Origin of the sequence: Sporosarcina sp. USHLN248, from assembly GCF_037144575.1 — a bacterium.
Taxonomy (GTDB): domain Bacteria; phylum Bacillota; class Bacilli; order Bacillales_A; family Planococcaceae; genus Sporosarcina; species Sporosarcina contaminans.
Genome location: NZ_JBBCZC010000006.1, coordinates 84,216 through 102,376, shown reverse-complemented (window position 1 = coordinate 102,376; position 18,161 = coordinate 84,216). Strand labels below are relative to the sequence as shown.

The window sequence follows — 18,161 nt, the reverse complement described above, 5'->3', positions numbered from 1 at the left end:
ATAACAATATCCGAATTCAAGCGAAACTAAACAGCCAATCGCCGGTTGAATACCGACTAAAGGCTGCTTAGAAGGTGTTTTATTATTGTCTCAAAAACGACAGGCAGTGCCTTTACTGGGGGTCTGTTTTTTTTTTTGGCGCAGTATGAAATGTAATGCATTGAAATTAAATAGTTCCCAACACAATATAGCCTTCGCAACCTTACGAAACTGCTTCGCATCACAATGTAAATTGCAATTGCCCGCAACGCAACGTAGAATCCTCGCAACACGATGTAATTGCTCCGCACCCCTACATGAATAAAGCAAACCCATATGAACATTTAGTTGTGAACCATTACGCAGGAATTACGGAAAGATATTCAGAAGCTATATGATAAAAGGAGTGGATCATTATGATTACTGAAATGGATAAAGTTTTTTTTGAAAATGGCACTTGAGGAGGCAGAGCAATCTCTCAATGAAAATACGTATCCTGGATTAAATATAAGAGCCTGCTCGCTTTTCTAATTGAAAAAGCGAAAGCGTATTTTGCTCTTTTAAGAGGATAGAATAAGGACTGTCATTAAAAGGAGTTCATTCGCTCAATTTTGATTGAATGAACTTCTTTTCAGTCGCTCCCAATGTAACATCGTTGGTTGCTCCTCCAGTGGTTTAGCAATGGCAGGTTTAAACCCAATAACGAATTATCACCGGGTTTGGGAGATGAAGTAAACGTGTAAAGAAGCTGTACAAGAAAAGGAATTGTCTTTAGGGAGTGGTAGCAATTTGAGCATCTATTTGTTTCCCATAAAAATTGCATTCATCATGTTTATTTTATTTGGCTTTTTACTAATTATTCCTTGGCTCATTTACAGTTATCGAAAATATGGTCGAATCAGTCTATGGGCTTCCATTGTGGCTTACTCCTTTATTTATTATATGTTGGCGGCTTTGTTTTTAGTTTTATTGCCACTTCCGAATACTCGGGATACTTGTTCTATGCAGTCGCCGGATACGGTGCATTACTCTTTAATCCCATTCAGCTTTATCCGGGATATTATCAAGAGCAGTTCGGTTGTTTGGTCACAGCCTGCGACATATGTAAGCTTATTGAAGCAAGGGGCTTTTTTGCAGGCATTGTTCAATTTTATATTATTGCTGCCCTTCGGTGTGTATCTTAGATATTTTTTCAATCACAAAAGGTATTGGAAAAGGGCTCTAAGTTTTGGATTTGCGCTGTCTCTTTTTTATGAAATTACACAAATAACGGGTATTTACGGAATTTATAATTGTCCATATCGGATATTTGATGTAGATGATCTCATTTTAAATAGTACGGGTGCTTTGTTCGGATTCCTTGTTGCCCCTGTTATCCTAACATTATTTCCATCACGGAAAAGCTTGATCGAAAAAGGAGAAAAACTGCGGGGGTATCGTCTCGTTCCCCCTTTGTCCCAGTTATTGGCTGTATTCATAGATTACGTATTGATTAAGATGAGTTGGAAACTTATCGGTGGATTCGTTACAACGAGCGGATTAGTTGAATTCATCTATACAACGGTCCTCTTTTGGATTCTCTTTTTTGTAGTTCCTGCCGTATGGAAAGGCAAAACAATTGGAACGCATATTTTACAATTTCAACTTCGTAATTTTGATGGAGGCGAACCGTCGAGATGGTCATTGCTTAAAAGGGCAATTGCTCTCTATTTGCCTTTGACGGTAACGTCGTTTTTAAAAATCTTTACGGATATTGAATTGGATATAGATTCAAGCTTTTATGTGTATCAAGTTTGGATTACTGTAGGCATACTTGCGTTTCTTATCGTTATGTGGGCGGTATTGATTGTCCACGTCTTGTTCATTTTACTTAAAAAAGGGAAGCGGCCTTTCTACTTTGACGATGTAGCGGATATCGTGCCGTGGAGGGAGTAAATGAGAGCTATCTAACAAAGTCCATTGATCATTGAGCAATGGAATCCCGAACTAATTACGTCAAGTCGTAATGAATTCATAGGATATTTCGTAGGATAAAGGAATATGAAGAAAAAGGGGAATCAAATAGTTTGGCTCATGTCGATACGATCTGTAAGCAATTTGGAGAAATACTGCATGGAAATAGCAAAATGGAAAAAGGTGTATGTACGGTCTCTTTGAATAGGACTTTCAAAGCGACGGTACAAGGAAAACCGAGCACGTCTGTCATGCCTGCTGGAGTTTTGTTTGAATCACTCGATCAAAATGGAATGGCGTTGAATTTGGCGGAAATCGCAGTTTTACAGGAAGAAGTTCCCGCATTCATGCAAGCTTTGACACAACAAGGTTTAATCATTAGCGCATTGCATAACCATTGGCTATATACGACCCCGACGATTATGTATATCCATATCCAGTCCATTGAACCGCCGCTCGATTTTGCAAGAAAGATGGCCTATTCCTTTAGCTTTTTAAGATATCCAGTTTCGGGATAGGGCAAAATGAATGTTAGTTTGTCAGCCAAATGTAGGGAGCCCTTGAAAACGTATCGTAAGGTTTCAAGGGCTCACTTGATTATCAAACGTAAATCAGAATGATGAACCGCAAAATATACGGTTTAGGCAGGCATCTGTACATCGATCCCTGTTATATATTCATATTCAATTGTATTGTTGTTATTTTTTTAGTGAACTAAATAAAGAACTGTATGCTGTTGCCACTTTTTGATAATAGTCGACCAACTTGTCCCAAACGGTCGTTTGTGCAGCTTCTGTCGGATGATTGTCAGTAGCCTTTTCATCATCTGCCTCTGTTGCATTCTCTTCATCAACTGGGATTTCGGCAACCTCTTCTTCGTTAGCAGGTACGTCCGCTTCCTCATCCTCACCGGCAGGGGAATCCGCCTCTGCTTCATTGCTGTCAATATCGTCTGTTGCTACTTCTTCAGCAGGGGAATCAACCTCAACTACATTGTCGTCAGTAGTGTCTGCTCCTTCTTCCTCAGCGGGAGTATCAGCGACCTCTTCATTGTCAGCAGTAGTATCTGACTCTTCCTCTTCATTAATAGGATTTTCTGTTGTATTCTCATTGTCTGCTGGTACATTTTCTTGATCTTCCACCGGTAAAGCAATGCCGAGGTGATCTTGGATTAACAGATTATAATAATCAATTAAACTAACATAATTTTGTAAGATTGATTTATATTCATTAACTTGTTCATCTGATAGAATAGAATTGGTTGATTGGTCAGTTGACGTTGTATCTTCATTGATATTCTCGTCGGCTGGCTTTTCTGTTTCATCAGATTCATTTGCTGCCTCGTCATCTTCAGTTTGCTCATCAACGGGTGCATCATCATTGACCGTTTCTTCTTCACCAGTTGGCAAATCTGTCGCTTGTTCTTCGTCCGCGTCAACTACCTCGTCGGCAGGTACATCTGTCGTTGCATCTTCCTCGACAGGTATGTCATCATTTTCCACTACTTCAGCGGGCTCGTCAGTAGTTTCGTCTTGGTCCGCCTCACCTTCCACGTCGGTAGGTTCATCTGTCGTTGCATCTTCTTCAACAGGGGTGTCTTCGCTTTCCACTACATCAGCGGGCTCGTCAGTAATTTCGTCTTCGTCCGCTTCACCTTCTTCACCGGCAGGTACATCTGTCGTTGCATCTTCCTCGACAGGTGTGTCATCATTTTCCACTACATCAGCGGGTTCATCAGTAATTTCGTCTTCGTCCGCTTCACCTTCTTCACCGGAAGGTACATCTGTCGTTGCATCTTCTTCAACAGGGGTGTCTTCGCTTTCCACTACATCAGCGGGTTCATCAGTAATTTCGTCTTCGTCCGCCTCACCTTCTTCACCGACAGGTACATCTGTCGTTGCATCTTCCTCGACAGGGTTATCTTCGTTTTCTTCTACATCAGCGGGTTCATCAGTTATACCGTCTTCGTCCGCCTCATCTACCTCGTCAGCAGGTTCATCAGTAGTTGCATCTTCGTTTTCTACTACATCAGCACGAGCATCAGTCGTTGCATCTTCGTCATGAGCGGGGTTTTCTGATTCTTCTTCATTTGGTACTGAAGATAGCGCATTTTTATTTGCAATCGTCCGCATTAATTTTCCTTTTTCAGGTGAGCCTTTAATGCTTGTTGCGTAAGAGGAAACTTCTGCACCGTGATTAGCGAATGTTGTGTCTTCATTATTATTTGCAGCTAAAGCCGAACCGCTTGCACCGAAAATGGCAGCAGTAATCATTGAGGTAGACATAACAAACGGTAAAATCTTCTTCGTGTTTTTTCCTTTTGAATGCGTTTCTTTAACCAAGAATAATCAAACTCCTTTTTTAACGTTTTTTTAACCCGATTTCTAAATGAATTACATACATACTATTTTTTTGTCGTTATGTACATCCGCCTCCTTCGCAAGCTGAAAATTGGAGCCGGTTTTCACTATCCGTATTGAAATCTCCATTAGAATAGTGGGCAGTGCTCCATCTGCATGCTACTTACAATAACAAAAGAAAATAACAGCAGTGTTACATCCAACTAACAAGTATTCATGGAAATATTAACCTTTGTAATACTATAGAAGACTAAAAAAAGGATAGGATTTAATAATTTTGCACGTATAAACCCAAATTATTCCATACGAATATCAATTTAAAACATAGAACGCATATAAGGCGTAAGCCTTTTTTGACATGGTTATGGATTGGTCGAAACGATCTATGGAAAAATATTTCTAAATATTACATTCAGATGAAGATCTTACATAATAGATGTCTTTTTGGGGGCATTTAATGTATTTGTTAAGCATGTGCTGCAAGTGGGGCCAATTCAAATTCAACGCTGGGCAAGATTCACTATGATAAAATATAAAGAAATTCAACGGAAAGAAGGAAATGAAATGGAAAGCTCTCAAACTGTAAAGCTTACTTCATTGACAACGAAAGGGGGATGCGGATGTAAAATTGGGCCAGCTGATCTTAGTCAAGTGCTGAAAAAACTTCCTGCGGCCGTACATGACGACAATTTGCTTGTCGGTCCTGAGACGAGTGATGATGCAGGAGTCTACCGTTTGACGGACGAACTTGCCATTGTACAGACGCTCGATTTTTTTACGCCGATTGTCGATGAACCTTATGATTTTGGACAAATAGCTGCAGCGAACGCGATTAGCGATGTATATGCAATGGGGGGCCAACCGCTGACTGCCCTTAATATTGTGGCATTTCCCATTCATAAATTAGACAAAGAAATATTGTCCGAAATTTTGCGCGGGGCAGCCGATAAGTTGAAAGAAGCAGGTGTTGCATTAATTGGCGGTCATTCGATTGATGATCCAGAACCGAAATTTGGACTATCCGTCACGGGAACTGTACATCCTGAAAAGGTACGGACGAATGCCGGTGCAAGGCCGGGAGACGTACTTTTATTGACGAAGCCGATCGGTGTCGGCATCTACACAACTTCTTTGAAGCATGGAGAACTGTCGAAAGAGGAGATTCAGGAAGTGACCGCAATCATGGCAACGCTCAATAAAAACGCAGCTGAAGTAATGGCAGACTTCGATGTCCATGCCGTAACAGACGTGACGGGATTTGGGTTATTAGGCCATGCGACAGAAATGGCGAAAGCGAGCGATGTAAGTATTCGAATCGAGGCGGAACGAGTACCTATCCTTCAAAGAACACGTGAATTGGCGAATGCCGGAAGAATTCCGGGCGGCACGAAAAATAACTATAAGCATGTTGAAGATGATGTTGCCTTCATGGAAGGAATGGATGAGATCAGCCGGTTGATCCTCTGTGATGCAGTCACTTCGGGAGGTTTGTTAATTGCGGTGAGCGAGGCTGAAGCGGAATCGCTCCTTAACAAAATGCAGGATCGAGGCATTGATGCGCGCCAGATCGGAAGTGTCACACAAGCGGATGAAAAGAGGATCCACGTCATATAAACTGCAAGTTCGGAAGGTGATCGGATGGTACAAGAAATAGCATTGGAGGAATTGTTGGAGCGGATTCGCAGCGGGCAGCATATTGCGGTTGACGTCCGTTCTCCAAAAGAATTTGAGGAATCGGCGATACCTAACAGTTTGAATATACCCGTTTTCAATAATGAAGAACGCGCTGAAATTGGTACGCTATACAAACAAGTGAGCCCGGAAGCCGCGAAAGAGCGTGGCTTGGAATTGTTTTCGCGTAAGCTGCCATCGTTCATTAACGAATTCAAGGCCATCGAAAGGCCATTCACTGTGTATTGCTGGCGCGGTGGCATGCGAAGCAAGACAGCAGCAACGGTACTTGAACTAATGGGCATCGAAACGACCCGGCTGACAGGCGGCATCCGTTCCTATCGCCAATGGGTTGTAAAACAGCTTGAAGAGCAGGAATTTGGTCCTCAATTTATTGTTTTAAATGGCTATACAGGCTCCGGCAAGACAACCATTTTGCGAAAGCTGAAAGAAATGGGACATCCCGTAATCGATTTGGAACAATTGGCAGGTCACCGCGGATCCATCTTCGGGCAGATTGGATTGAAGCCGAACAGCCAAAAGCAATTTGAATCGCAACTTGTTGAAGAAATGGACAAGCTGAAAACTGAACCATTTATCTTTATTGAAGGAGAGAGCAAACGGATCGGCAAAGTGGTTATCCCTTCTTTACTGTTTGATAAAAAGGAAGCTGGAAAGCAGATTATACTTCATTTGCCGATTGAGGAGCGTGTAGCGAATCTTGTTCGCGACTACGAGCCTCACAAATATCCAGACCTGTTCCTCGAGGCATTTCAGTTGATCAAAAAAAGATTAACACCGGCAATGTCCCTTGCAATTGAGGAACATATGGAAAAGCAAGAATTCGACGCTGTTGCAGAATTGCTCCTCCTTCATTATTATGACCCAAGATATAAGCATTCTGCATTCAGAAATCCCGAGCGACACATCGACATTCATGCGAACACGACGGAAGAAGCGATCGATAAAATTTGTGATGTCGTACTCCCGGCAATCGCTCAAAGCAAATACTGAAAATAAAAGTGTTAGGTGCATGCATTATTCGCCAACTACGAATGAAGCTGTATTGATCACCCTTTTTACTCTCTTTCCGACATTGGTATAATAGGAAGGAGTAAATGTCAGTAGGAAGCGTGGTGATTTCATGGATAAGGAAAAGTGGAAAGAACAGTTGTTGAAGAATGGAGAGTTATTCATCGGTGAAGCAAATGCTTTTCGTTCAGCTGTTCTAATTCCGTTAGTCGAGGTGGATGAGGAATGGCATGTGCTGTTTGAAATCCGTGCTTCAACGATGAGAACGCAGCCTGGGGATGTTTGTTTTCCGGGCGGCCGAATTGATCCCGAAGACAAATCACCTCTTTTCGCAGCCTTGCGAGAGACGCATGAGGAGCTTGGCGTAAGCCCTGATCGGGTGGAAGTGTTGGGTTCGTTAAGTCCGTACATCGCATCCCCATCATTTGTCGTTTATCCATTCGTCGGCATTGTGAATTATAAGGAAATCGTTCGTTCCTATAATCAAGACGAAGTCGCAGAAGTATTCACTGTGCCCTTAAAGTGGCTGTTAGGACACGAACCCTATATGCATAAAGTTCATATGAGCCTCTCTCCAACACCGGACTTCCCATATGATAAAATCCAAAATGGCACCAACTATAAGTGGCGAGCCCGTTCGATCGAAGAGTGGTTTTTTGAATATGAAAACTATACGATATGGGGGATGACAGCAAGGATTTTAAAGCATTTTATCGGAGTGATTCGTGCGTAAGGAAAGAGACATTCGGATGAATAAAGACGAGTGCCCTGAATTGAAATCGAGAAGGTAATCGGTCAATCATAAGTTAGCGAATGAACTATAGTGACTGAAATGAAGATGCTGGGTAAATACACAGTCGACTCATGCGTTTCCTTTTGGCAGAGGACTGGGTGAGGAAATTAGGTAGGATCGATTTCAAGAAGGAAAGGGAGTCCTGAAAATTCATTATGAAAGGAGGGGGAGACATGCAATATTCAAAGTCGAAAATGGAACAGCTTGTGAAAAACAACGCAGAATTGACGAAACGGCTCAAGCAAATTATGAAGGAGCATGAATTGGAAAAGAGCTTTGCATTGAAGGCGTTATATCACGCCGAAGTGAAAGAAAGCGGCAGGTTCATGAAAGATTATCAAGAGTTGTGAAGGATTCGGAAATTCGGGGAATCTGGAAAAGCATTAACACCCGTTGATTTGCGTTCCAGCAGGACGCTTTCCTGGGGGCGTGCGGTGAGCCTCCTCGGTCCGCTTCGCTCTCCTGCGGGGTCTCACCTGTCACGCTAATCCCCAAGGAGTCGCCGGCTTCCACTCCAATCAACTAAGAATCCGCCTCCTTATTTCTGTTTAATCAGAACAGTTGTCGAACAAATATTTAAGGCGCAAATCCATAAAAAAGTAAAATAAATAGGAAGGATGATACATACATAGCGCCTAATAGCACAACGATCCATAACAGTGACATAGCAATTTTAGCTCGAAGACTATTGAATGATTTGAGCGTAAATGTTATTAATTTGTATGCAATTAAAATAAAGAGCGGGATTAAATACAAATATCGGAATAGATTTACATAGGAAAACAGCTTTTCAAACCCGCCAACTGCTGGATGATCATACAACTGATACGTTGATATAATATGATGAAGACCGCTCAGAAAAACGATTGAGAGCAATGAAAAATAGATAAGAAAGGCATATTTGACACTTTTCCTATCTTGTTTTAGTAATACATATAGTAGCCCTATAAAGATGAGCAAAATAATTGTTTTAAACATCTGCCTCATACTCCTTCCTATCGGTTGCCAATTTTCCCTATCCTATCTCGCTTTTTCGCTTTTTCCATATATCCATTAAAACCCGGCCATCACTTTTGTATCCAGTAAAATACGTTACAGGAACGAGCGCGGAAAGTATTAATATACTTGTAAAGCCGAAAAAATAGCCATCGAGGAAATGGTGATGTTTCGTATTAACTTTAATTAAAATTAAGAGGAATATCGAAATCAAATTGAAAATGACGCCGCCTAAAGCGATCAATGATAATTTGATTTTTTCGTTTTGATTTACATTACTATCCCCTCTACACATGCCCATAATGAAAAATTGTTTGTTCACTTGTACAAGACCGATAGAAAATAGAGGATCCCCTATACCAATTTCCAATTTATGTACCTTTCCACCAAACAGCTTAATAAAGAAGGCATGCCCGCTTTCATGGATCAGAACACTTAAAGGTTGGAAAATAAAAATCGCAACGCCATATCCTACGATCGTTTCGAACAATCGAAACACCCCTTTCACTATTTACAGTGTTCCCGATAAGGAAATGAAAGTCTTTGATTGTATAATTCTGCTTGCTCCGCTTAACCCTTTATATTTTCACTTTGTAAGAAATCCTATTTTTATATTTGAAAATACCTCGATCTATCGAGGTAATTAGAAAGCTAAGTATAATAAATACAAATGTAAAACCTATAATAAATAGAACGACATTTCCATAACTTCCAACTCCGACAGGGATATGCTCATTCGGATTCAGAAAAAAATATGGGTAAAAGCCATCATACAGTCCTCTCATTAAAGAAGTAAGGCAATAAAGAACTGGGAAAATTAACGAATACAAGATAGAAGTATAATTTTGCCACTTTTTCTCTTCAAAAATAATCCAATTTAATAGGACGAGTATTGGAATTAAGTAGTGTAGTGTGAAGTTTGTAATGACTCTAATTCCGCTATATTCCCCGCCGCTTGATAGGAGGAAGTGATAAGATAACAAAACGACCATCATATATAGAAGTGAAGCATGTTTCAATAAATTCAACAGACGGCTTTCTTTATTCTTTAGCAAAAGAATAAAGGTACTTACTGTAAATAGTAAAGCTACAATTATGTTGGAATGAATCGTGAACTTCGTAATCGATACAATCGGGTCGGGAGAGAAGAGTATATGTAAAGGTACACTAACTAATCCTGTTGCAGCAATGAAAGCATGAAACAGAGTTTTCGTATTTATAAATTTTTTATTGGACAATACGTTATACATAATTCATCTCTCCATAGAAGTGAAATTTTATGTACAAATCCTTCACAGCTCTATCCTCGTATAAAGTATCATTAATTGTATTACGTTTTATCGTATGAAAGGTTTCAATTGTATTCTGAAAAGTGGAGTAACAACTGTACGAGCAATTGTTTATGAATCACAATATGTTCAATAAATTGGCGTCTTCGGAATATGTAATGGAATATTGGATTATTCAAACCGAAACTAAATTCAATTTTTTTAAAAAAAGAACTTGAAAAACATTTTATATCGAATTACCTTATCTAAGAAAGGAGGATTAAAATATGAAATTAACTATTGAAGAATTACCTAAATCAAGGGTTGCTTATTTCCGAAATGTTGGGGAGTATGGTGAAAAGGAAAATAAGGAATTAATGGAGAGTTTTAAGAAGTGGTTAAAATCGAATGGTGTATTTGATCATTCTACAATTTTAGGTATCCCGCAAGATAACCCAGAGATTACTCCTAAAGAAGAATGTCGTTATGATGTATGCGTTGTTATAAATAATGATTGTAATGTGGAAAAACCAGCTCATGTTGGTGAGTTTTCTGGTGGGAAGTATGCTGTTTTCTTACTTGACCATACAAAAGAGGCAGTGAGTGAATTTTGGGGCAATATTTTTTCAGAGATCGAAAGAAACAATCTTTCAATAAGAGAACAACCAATTATCGAAAGATATACTTCACAAATGATTCATAATCATTTGTGTGAAATATTAGTTCCTATACAGTAACGAGCAGGGCTATTTCCCACCTTCTGTCTAAAGGATGCACAACATGACAGGTCCACTATGTTTTCCAGATCTAACTTTAAATGAAGCACTACAAGAAAATGACACCGATATATGTGTAGAGTGTTAAGCAATCGAGCCACCTGAACGTTGTTTTACAAAACATAATCAAGAAAGCAACCAACTATGGATTTGCCCATTCGTTTAAAGCGAGTAGCAATTGAGCTGCAGACGAACAATTGTGCATTACAGTCAACTTTTGTGTTGGCTTTAATACTATTAAGTTGGAGAAGGGTGATAGATAAGCCCTTTTCCACCTTAAAATCCGATACCTCAATTAGCAAGGCAGTTTACCCCCTTTCACGGTATTTCTTCAATGTTCGTCGCTCTGGAATAAATGATGCAACAGTCGGTCGCGATCATCGAAAAACTGTTTCATAATGGCATAATGCTCTGTCTCTTCCAAAGTTGTTTCCTGCATCCCGTCTTCGGTAATTAGAATGATTTTTGAGAGCGGGTGGGCCATGATGATCGGTGAATGGGTTGAAATGATGAACTGAGATCCTTCTGTGACGAGTTCGTTAATCCGAGATAGCAATGAGATTTGCCGGAGCGGAGACAGTGCGGCTTCAGGTTCATCCAAAATGTATAACCCATTTCCTCTGAACCGTTCGCGGAATACAGCGAAAAAAGATTCGCCATGCGATTGTTCGTGAAGGGACACGCCCCCAAAAGCATCTATGACCCGCCGACCGTAGCCGGGCTCTTCGTCAAGCTGCTCGATATTCGTTGCCACATTGTAAAATGTCTCCGCCCGGAAGAAAAAATGATCCCGCGCCCGTTCTGCCCCTTTCACAAGTCGGATATAATCGTCCAATATTGAGTGGGAATCAAAATTTGAGAAATTGAAATTCAAGGTTCCACCTTCCGGATTAAACCCATATGCGATGGCAATCGCTTCAAGCAATGTCGACTTGCCCATTCCGTTTTCACCAATCACATATGTGATATTCGGATGAAATTCCAATTCATGCATATTTTGAATGAAGGGAAGAGTAAACGGAAATACGCCATGCGGCAGCTGTTCTTGCTTTAGTCGTATGGCTCGTATGTATTGGGAGTTTGTATTTAAAAGTGTCAATGGAATCACTCCTAAAATATTACGTTTTTTACTTCTTCGTATAGTTAATGTACGGTTTGCAGCTATTTAGGTTCCCTAATTAATTGCTAACAAAAGAAAAAGGCAAAGTGTCGATGAAAACACTTTACCTTTTTTAAGACGAAATGAATTAGTCTTCAACTTCCTGTAGAGCGTTCAGTGCAATTTCAGCAGCCTTTGAGATGAGCGCATCGTCATATTCTGCATCTTCCGTGTCATGTCGAGACAAAATCGCAATGACAATTGGTTCCCTGTCAGGCGGCCATACAACGGCAATGTCATTCCTTGTTCCATATGCTCCGGCTCCGCTCTTGTCACCGACTTCCCAGCCTTCAGGTGCGCCTGCACGAATGAGTGAATCTCCCGTAGCATTGCCTTTTAGCCAATCCGTGAACAATTCCCGTTTCTCTTCGGTTAGCAAGTCGCTTACTGCGAACGCTTGAAGACTGTTGGCAAGGGCTTTCGGTGTGCTCGTGTCACGAGTATCTTCCGGAGTGAAGTTATTTAGATCCGGTTCTAAGCGATCTGCCTCCGTCATTTTATCTCCGATTTCTCTCAAGGCTTGTTCAAATCCTTCAGGGCCTCCTATTGCTTCAAATAAAAGGTTTCCCGCGGTGTTATCACTGAACCGCACCGCAGCCTCACTTATTTCCAAAAGCGTCATCCCTGTGTCGACATATTTCTCTGTAACCGGAGAATACGTCACTAAATCCTCCTCATTGAAAGGTATCACTTCCTGAAGCTTTTCCAAAGAGTTTTGCTGCAGCAAGATCGCTGCGGCTAAAGCTTTGTAAGTAGAGGCAAAAGCGAAACGCTCTTCTGGTTTATATTCAATTGTTTCATTCGAGCCAGTGTCAATTGCATAAACTCCGATTCGAGCGTCAAACTCCTTCTCGAGTTGGCTAAACTTTTCATCTGTATTCACGGTTTGTCCTACTTCTTTCTCCTCTTTGGACGAATCACTAGTCGGCTTGTCTTTATTTGCGCAAGCAGTAAGTGTAAGCGCTGCTACGAGTAACATAAGTAATGTGAAATGCTGTATGCTGAATTTTTTGCTGTATGTCTTGATCACATTCATTCCCTCTTTCTCTTGTTGATCTATTGATTATCAATTTCAAAGTACAGGTGCAGCTAACCTACAAGTTCCCTCCTTTCGCCAGTTGACTACAACTGTAGTCTGATATTACAATTGTAATCAATGAATGTCAATCTTTAAAACAAAAATAATTTCTCACTCATGTAGATAGGGAAAGATTATAAAACTCAGTACAATTGATTGATGAATTGATAAAACAATATTGAAGTGTTAAACTTCGAATACTAATAAATAGAGTCAATTCTATGTAAAAAATCATAGGAAACGTCGTTGAATTTTCTAAATAGAGGAATGTAAAGTCCACCGTGATACTTCAGAAAACGGAGGTTAAGGAGTATGGCTCTCACCAATATTATTGCAGGTTTTGTTGTATCGACTATTACGATCACTGTCATTTTGATTTGCAGGAAATTATTCTCTAAGCAGCTTTCAGCAAAATGGCAATACAATTTATGGTTTTTATTATTCATCGCCTTGACGCTTCCATTTATACCGAAGCAGTTATTTCATATTGAAAATCAATTTCATTTTCATCAAAGCAATAAAAGCGGTGACGCCTCTATGAGCACTGCAACAGGTAATCATTCAATTAGCGCAAACGATATGCAAGATTTTATAATACCTGTCAATCATTTAAATCTGAAATTTTTAAATGTCGGTGTAGCAAGTGTTTGGATTGCAGGAATGGTCGTTGTGGCTCTCCTATTCCTTCATGCGGCAGTGAAATTAAGGAAAATCCAAAGGACGACAACCGTCTTGAGCAATAAGGACCTTCTCCAATTATTCGAGCGATGCAAGCGCCATTTGCATATTTCAAAACCTTTAATTGTAGGGGAATCATCACTTGTCAAATCTCCAATGACATTCGGTCTATTGAGGACATATGTTGTGCTCCCTGTACATCTGGACGAACGGATGTCTATGAAAGATATTGAATACATTTTTATGCATGAGTTGCATCACTATAAATACAAAGATATCGTGACAAATTACGTCATGGTCATTTTCCAAATTTTATATTGGTTTCATCCTCTCGTATGGATTGCATTTCAGAAAATGAGATTAGACCGTGAAATAGCTTGTGATATAGCTGTTTTGAACTCATTAGATGAGCAATGTCACGCAGAGTATGGAAATGCAATTATTAATTTTGCAGTCATATCTTCACAATCAAAAGATTTTGCTTTGGCTAATCAATTTAATGGACCAAAGAAGCAAATGAAAAAACGGATTGAAAAAATTGCCTCTTTTACAACGGAGTCGAAATGGATGAAACTGAAGAGTATTACAATCTTTACACTAATAGGGGTATTGGTTGCAAGTCAGATTCCGTTTATTTCTGCAATGGCAACTACTGAAGATCATTACAATTTTACTAGTAAAAACACGGTATATGAAGATTTAAGCGCTTATTTTGATGAGTTTGATGGAAGCTTTGTATTTTACGATATGCAAGCTGATCAATATCGAATTTATAATGAGGATAAAAGCACGCTACGAGTTTCTCCAGATTCTACTTACAAGATCTATAGCGCCTTAATAGGATTGGAGTCAGATGTCATTACGAGTGACCATTCAACAATGAAGTGGAATGGAAAGAACTATCCTTATGAATCTTGGAATAGGGATCAAAACTTATCATCTGCAATGCGTCATTCAGTATCTTGGTATTTCCAGGAATTAAGCGAAAGAATCCCGCGTGAAACGATCCAAGCTTACTTACAACAGATGGATTACGGAAATAAGGATCTTTCCGGTGGGTCGGACTTTTGGCTGGAATCTTCATTGAAAATTTCTCCAGTTGAGCAAGTACAATTGCTAGTGGCGTTTTTTACAAATCAATTTGGTTTCGGGGACAGCAATATCCAAACCGTTAAAAATTCCCTTATAGTAGAGGAAGATGATGGCTACCGCCTTTCCGGTAAGACAGGCACGGGTAATGTGAATGGCAAAAATAGTAACGGTTGGTTCATTGGATATGTGGAGGATAGGGACAATACGTATTTCTTTGCAACAACTATACAAAATGACGATAATAGTTTAGGAAGCAAGGCAGCGGAAATTACGTTATCCATTTTGAAAGATAAAGGAATTTATTAAGGTTACAATGAAGCGGTTTGAACGTCAGCCGACAGAAGGAGGGGTATAAAGTTGACGAAGGAGATCCCGAATATTTCAGAATCAGAATGGGAAGTAATGAATGTTCTGTGGGACAAGGCTCCGATAACGGCCAATGACGTTATTACCTCTTTGCAGGAGCGGACCGATTGGAAGCCGAAAACTGTACGCACCCTTTTGGATCGTCTCGTTCACAAAAAAGTGATTGGTGTCAATAAAGATCAAAGGGTCTATACTTTTTTTCCGCTTTATTCGCAAGATGAATGTCAACGCGCCGAGGCACGTTCTTTTGTTAAACGAATTTACGGCGGAACGTTAAAATCGATGTTAGTTCAGTTTGTAGAGGATGATTCCTTGTCAGAAGAAGAGATTCAAGAATTGCGTTCCATTTTGAATGAAAAGCCTAACAAAAAGTGAAGTTGTCGACACAGTAAAAGATTAGGACAGGGTGATTATAAAGGTGAGTAATAGAAGGAGAGCAAAGAGTACGGACCAGCTTTTTGTAAGGCCATTACAATCCCATTGTAATTTGAGAACGGTTGCTCTAATCTTTTGCATCGTGTTGGTTATAACTTTTTTGTTGATAATTTGAAAGCTTGCTTGATGTACATCCTTGTTGGATAATAGGTCTTAAGTAATTCGCAAATCTATCGGATTTGGTAGGAGGCATGTATCGGTGTCAAACAGCGTTGATGATTATATACAGCAAGGATTGTATGGCCATAAGGAAACAAAGCGATCGGAACGTAAAAAATTTCTCGGAACCATTCGTGAACGCATTGTAATCGCGCTTACCCAAGAACAAGTGCGGGAACGAGGTATTTATAAACAAGTCGAGGAAGCAATCATAGAACACCGTACAGCCCGTCTATATTTAAACGGAAATATAAACTATGCCGTCCTGTCAAAGTATACAAAGATTGCATCCGAATATAATGCCAAATATACAATCGTCACAAATGTTGAGCATAATTCTGAAATTGGACTTGTCGTAGCTTATGACTACGCAATTGATAAAGAAGAGATTTATGTCGAACAAGAAACGCCTATTGATAGAACAGAAGAAGATAGAAGAAAAGGACTCGCCACCGTCTTCGCCAAATTTTTCAAAGTGTATTAAGTTGCTTTTACTGTAAACAGGATAGCGAGTCGATCGTATTGCTTTACCCGTCATCGCCACTATCTTTTTACACAACAATAGAGCAGGCTTCTTGTTGGTAAAATATATTCATTCAAATTGAGCCATTTGAACGACTACACATATGAAATAATAAGAACTTATTGACCCGGAATCTGTCGGAAAGATTCCGGGTTTAATTGATGATTAACATACCCACAACAGTCATTTGGAATCTATGTCTGTTTTGATTATTGTGATAGAATGAAAGGGCAACTGCATAGGGTGGTCGGTCGTCATTCTTCTTTTCCTTTTACGGAAAGGAGGTGATGCCGATGGAGCTTTTTCTTGAATTCCTGAGAGAAGTTTTGAAAGGAATCGTGCGTGGTGCGACGGCGCATATATTCCAGAAAGAATTTTTAGGAGACAAGAAAACCACCCTGTGCCGTAGGAAGCAAAAGGGTGGTTTTCGAAAGAAATGATGTGTAATTGACAACCACCACCTTAACGGTAGCAGTTGTAGAGAGAGGTGTTGACGCACTTCTCTCTTATAGTTATGTTCATTATAGCGAATGCGATACTTATATTCAAGTGAATCCATATACTGATGGCAGCAAACTTGATTGCGTAAAGCATTAAAACAGTAGCGTTATCGTTCAAAGATGCAGATGTTTTATTATAAATATGTATCCATTAATTAGCTTTTTTTAGCGAGAAGATAATTGATTTATCGAGTTTCCTTTTAAAACTGAACACCATAAAGAAAGGCCGAATCTTCGCCAAATACTTTGCAGAACGTGCGATATAAAATGAACCGAGCTGTTTGATCTTTCCTAAAAAGTATTAATCGAGTGAAAAGGATGTTTATTATAAAAAATAATAAGCATTCTTTTTTATGTCGGTTTGCTCAACAAGTAGGGGCGATTTTTAACGATTCTCAACAAAGGTCCTCCTCGGATGTAAACCATCCTCTTAGCTATTATATGAAAAACATAAGTAAAACTAACTTTATTAATATTTTTCATATAAAAATCCCCATGATAACATGTTTAGAAAGGGAGGTGCAGGCTATTTTGAAGCTGAAAGTGATAGGTATAAGTTTCTTTGTAGTAGGTATGCTTGCGGCATGTAGCATGACTCCAGACATCGAGGAAAGTTCACCTGTACACGAAGAAGGGGAGGGAACGAATATGGATCAACAGCTCATTTCTGCAGCTGCAGAAGGAGATACAACCACCGTTTTAAAATTGTTAGAAGGCGGAGCCGATATTAATGCGACAAATCATCAAGGCGATACAGCGGTAATGGCTGCGACGCAAAAAAACAAGGTTGATACAGTTAAGGCACTTATTGAACAAGGCGCAGACATCAACATCCGCAATAACAATATGGACAATGTACTTTTATATGCAGGAGCGGAAGGCTTGCTGGAAATTGTGAAGCTTGCCGTTCAAGCCGGTGCTGATACAACCATAACAAATCGTTTTGGGGGAACGGCGCTCATTCCGGCTTCAGATCGAGGACATGTAGATATTGTGGAGGAGCTTTTAACGAACTCTGACACGGACGTGAATCACCTGAATAACTTGCATTGGACGGCATTATTGGAAGCGGTCATTTTAGGGGATGGCAAGGAAAACTATCAACAAATCGTGCAATTATTAGTAGACCACGGTGCTGATGTTCATATTACGGATCGGGATGGGGTTACCCCTTTACAACATGCGGAAAGACGTGGATTTACAGAAATTGAACGTATTTTGAAAGAAGCAGGTGCATAATCGACAATTCTGAACATGATTGAGGGGGGATCAAACGGGAATGGATGAAGCAAGCGTTTAGATGCATGGGACAAATCTGCTGTCGGGGCAGTAGCCAAAGTGAA

At 40.0% G+C, this 18,161-nt stretch carries 18 protein-coding genes; 12 read left to right on the top strand and 6 right to left on the bottom strand.

Going from position 1 to position 18,161, the window contains the following annotated elements; all coding sequences use genetic code 11:
* The first annotated feature begins 768 nt into the window (after positions 1 to 768).
* Together WFH04_RS04020 and WFH04_RS04015 are read left to right on the top strand one after the other, a co-directional pair.
* Positions 769 to 1,914: a VanZ family protein gene (locus tag WFH04_RS04020; protein ID WP_336822771.1), complete on the top strand. Its 1,146-nt coding sequence runs from the start codon at positions 769 to 771 to the stop codon at positions 1,912 to 1,914.
* Between the two features lie 131 nt (positions 1,915 to 2,045).
* Complete coding sequence (locus WFH04_RS04015; RefSeq protein WP_336822770.1) at positions 2,046 to 2,450, top strand: DUF1259 domain-containing protein; 405 nt, start codon at positions 2,046 to 2,048, stop codon at positions 2,448 to 2,450.
* Between the two features lie 180 nt (positions 2,451 to 2,630).
* Here the strand turns inward: WFH04_RS04015 and WFH04_RS04010 are convergent, their stop codons facing one another.
* Positions 2,631 to 4,274: a midas domain-containing protein gene (locus tag WFH04_RS04010; RefSeq protein ID WP_336822769.1), complete on the bottom strand. Its 1,644-nt coding sequence runs from the start codon at positions 4,272 to 4,274 to the stop codon at positions 2,631 to 2,633.
* 582 nt (positions 4,275 to 4,856) lie between these two features.
* Between WFH04_RS04010 and selD the strand changes: the two genes are divergently transcribed.
* From selD to WFH04_RS03990, 4 genes are all read left to right on the top strand, one after another.
* Entirely contained in the window at positions 4,857 to 5,906 is a 1,050-nt protein-coding gene (selD, locus tag WFH04_RS04005; RefSeq protein ID WP_336822777.1) for a selenide, water dikinase SelD, read from the top strand.
* A 24-nt stretch (positions 5,907 to 5,930) separates the two neighbouring features.
* Positions 5,931 to 6,977 (top strand): tRNA 2-selenouridine(34) synthase MnmH, encoded by a 1,047-nt coding sequence (mnmH, locus tag WFH04_RS04000; protein WP_336822768.1) that lies wholly within the window; start codon positions 5,931 to 5,933, stop codon positions 6,975 to 6,977.
* A 130-nt stretch (positions 6,978 to 7,107) separates the two neighbouring features.
* Positions 7,108 to 7,728 (top strand): NUDIX hydrolase, encoded by a 621-nt coding sequence (locus WFH04_RS03995; protein ID WP_336822767.1) that lies wholly within the window; start codon positions 7,108 to 7,110, stop codon positions 7,726 to 7,728.
* Between the two features lie 233 nt (positions 7,729 to 7,961).
* Positions 7,962 to 8,138: a hypothetical protein gene (locus WFH04_RS03990; RefSeq protein WP_336822766.1), complete on the top strand. Its 177-nt coding sequence runs from the start codon at positions 7,962 to 7,964 to the stop codon at positions 8,136 to 8,138.
* Between the two features lie 226 nt (positions 8,139 to 8,364).
* On the opposite strand, the gene WFH04_RS03985 is transcribed toward WFH04_RS03990, so the two are convergent.
* The 3 genes from WFH04_RS03985 to WFH04_RS03975 form a co-directional block, all read right to left on the bottom strand.
* Positions 8,365 to 8,766, bottom strand: coding sequence for a hypothetical protein (locus WFH04_RS03985; protein WP_336822765.1), 402 nt, complete (start codon positions 8,764 to 8,766; stop codon positions 8,365 to 8,367).
* Positions 8,767 to 8,803: 37 nt separating this feature from the next.
* On the bottom strand, positions 8,804 to 9,274 hold the full coding sequence (locus WFH04_RS03980) for a site-2 protease family protein (protein WP_336822764.1): 471 nt from the start codon (positions 9,272 to 9,274) through the stop codon (positions 8,804 to 8,806).
* 88 nt (positions 9,275 to 9,362) lie between these two features.
* Positions 9,363 to 10,034 (bottom strand): Pr6Pr family membrane protein, encoded by a 672-nt coding sequence (locus WFH04_RS03975; protein ID WP_336822763.1) that lies wholly within the window; start codon positions 10,032 to 10,034, stop codon positions 9,363 to 9,365.
* Between the two features lie 305 nt (positions 10,035 to 10,339).
* Between WFH04_RS03975 and WFH04_RS03970 the strand changes: the two genes are divergently transcribed.
* Complete coding sequence (locus WFH04_RS03970) at positions 10,340 to 10,789, top strand: AraC family transcriptional regulator (protein WP_336822762.1); 450 nt, start codon at positions 10,340 to 10,342, stop codon at positions 10,787 to 10,789.
* A 370-nt stretch (positions 10,790 to 11,159) separates the two neighbouring features.
* On the opposite strand, the gene WFH04_RS03965 is transcribed toward WFH04_RS03970, so the two are convergent.
* Complete coding sequence (locus tag WFH04_RS03965) at positions 11,160 to 11,927, bottom strand: AAA family ATPase (RefSeq protein WP_336822761.1); 768 nt, start codon at positions 11,925 to 11,927, stop codon at positions 11,160 to 11,162.
* Positions 11,928 to 12,075: 148 nt separating this feature from the next.
* On the bottom strand, positions 12,076 to 13,023 hold the full coding sequence (bla, locus tag WFH04_RS03960; protein ID WP_408020165.1) for a class A beta-lactamase: 948 nt from the start codon (positions 13,021 to 13,023) through the stop codon (positions 12,076 to 12,078).
* Between the two features lie 354 nt (positions 13,024 to 13,377).
* On the opposite strand from bla, the gene WFH04_RS03955 reads away from it, so the two are divergent.
* From WFH04_RS03955 to WFH04_RS03935, 5 genes are all read left to right on the top strand, one after another.
* On the top strand, positions 13,378 to 15,141 hold the full coding sequence (locus tag WFH04_RS03955; RefSeq protein ID WP_336822760.1) for a BlaR1 family beta-lactam sensor/signal transducer: 1,764 nt from the start codon (positions 13,378 to 13,380) through the stop codon (positions 15,139 to 15,141).
* A 51-nt stretch (positions 15,142 to 15,192) separates the two neighbouring features.
* A complete protein-coding gene (gene blaI / locus WFH04_RS03950) occupies positions 15,193 to 15,576 on the top strand; it encodes a penicillinase repressor BlaI (RefSeq protein WP_336822759.1) in 384 nt (127 codons plus the stop codon).
* 259 nt (positions 15,577 to 15,835) lie between these two features.
* Positions 15,836 to 16,279, top strand: coding sequence for a YueI family protein (locus WFH04_RS03945; protein ID WP_336822758.1), 444 nt, complete (start codon positions 15,836 to 15,838; stop codon positions 16,277 to 16,279).
* Positions 16,280 to 16,611: 332 nt separating this feature from the next.
* The gene (locus tag WFH04_RS03940) at positions 16,612 to 16,758 is read left to right on the top strand and encodes a hypothetical protein (protein WP_336822757.1); all 147 of its coding nucleotides are present in this window, start codon (positions 16,612 to 16,614) and stop codon (positions 16,756 to 16,758) included.
* Between the two features lie 651 nt (positions 16,759 to 17,409).
* Positions 17,410 to 18,057, top strand: coding sequence for an ankyrin repeat domain-containing protein (locus WFH04_RS03935; protein ID WP_408020167.1), 648 nt, complete (start codon positions 17,410 to 17,412; stop codon positions 18,055 to 18,057).
* Positions 18,058 to 18,161: the final 104 nt, after the last annotated feature.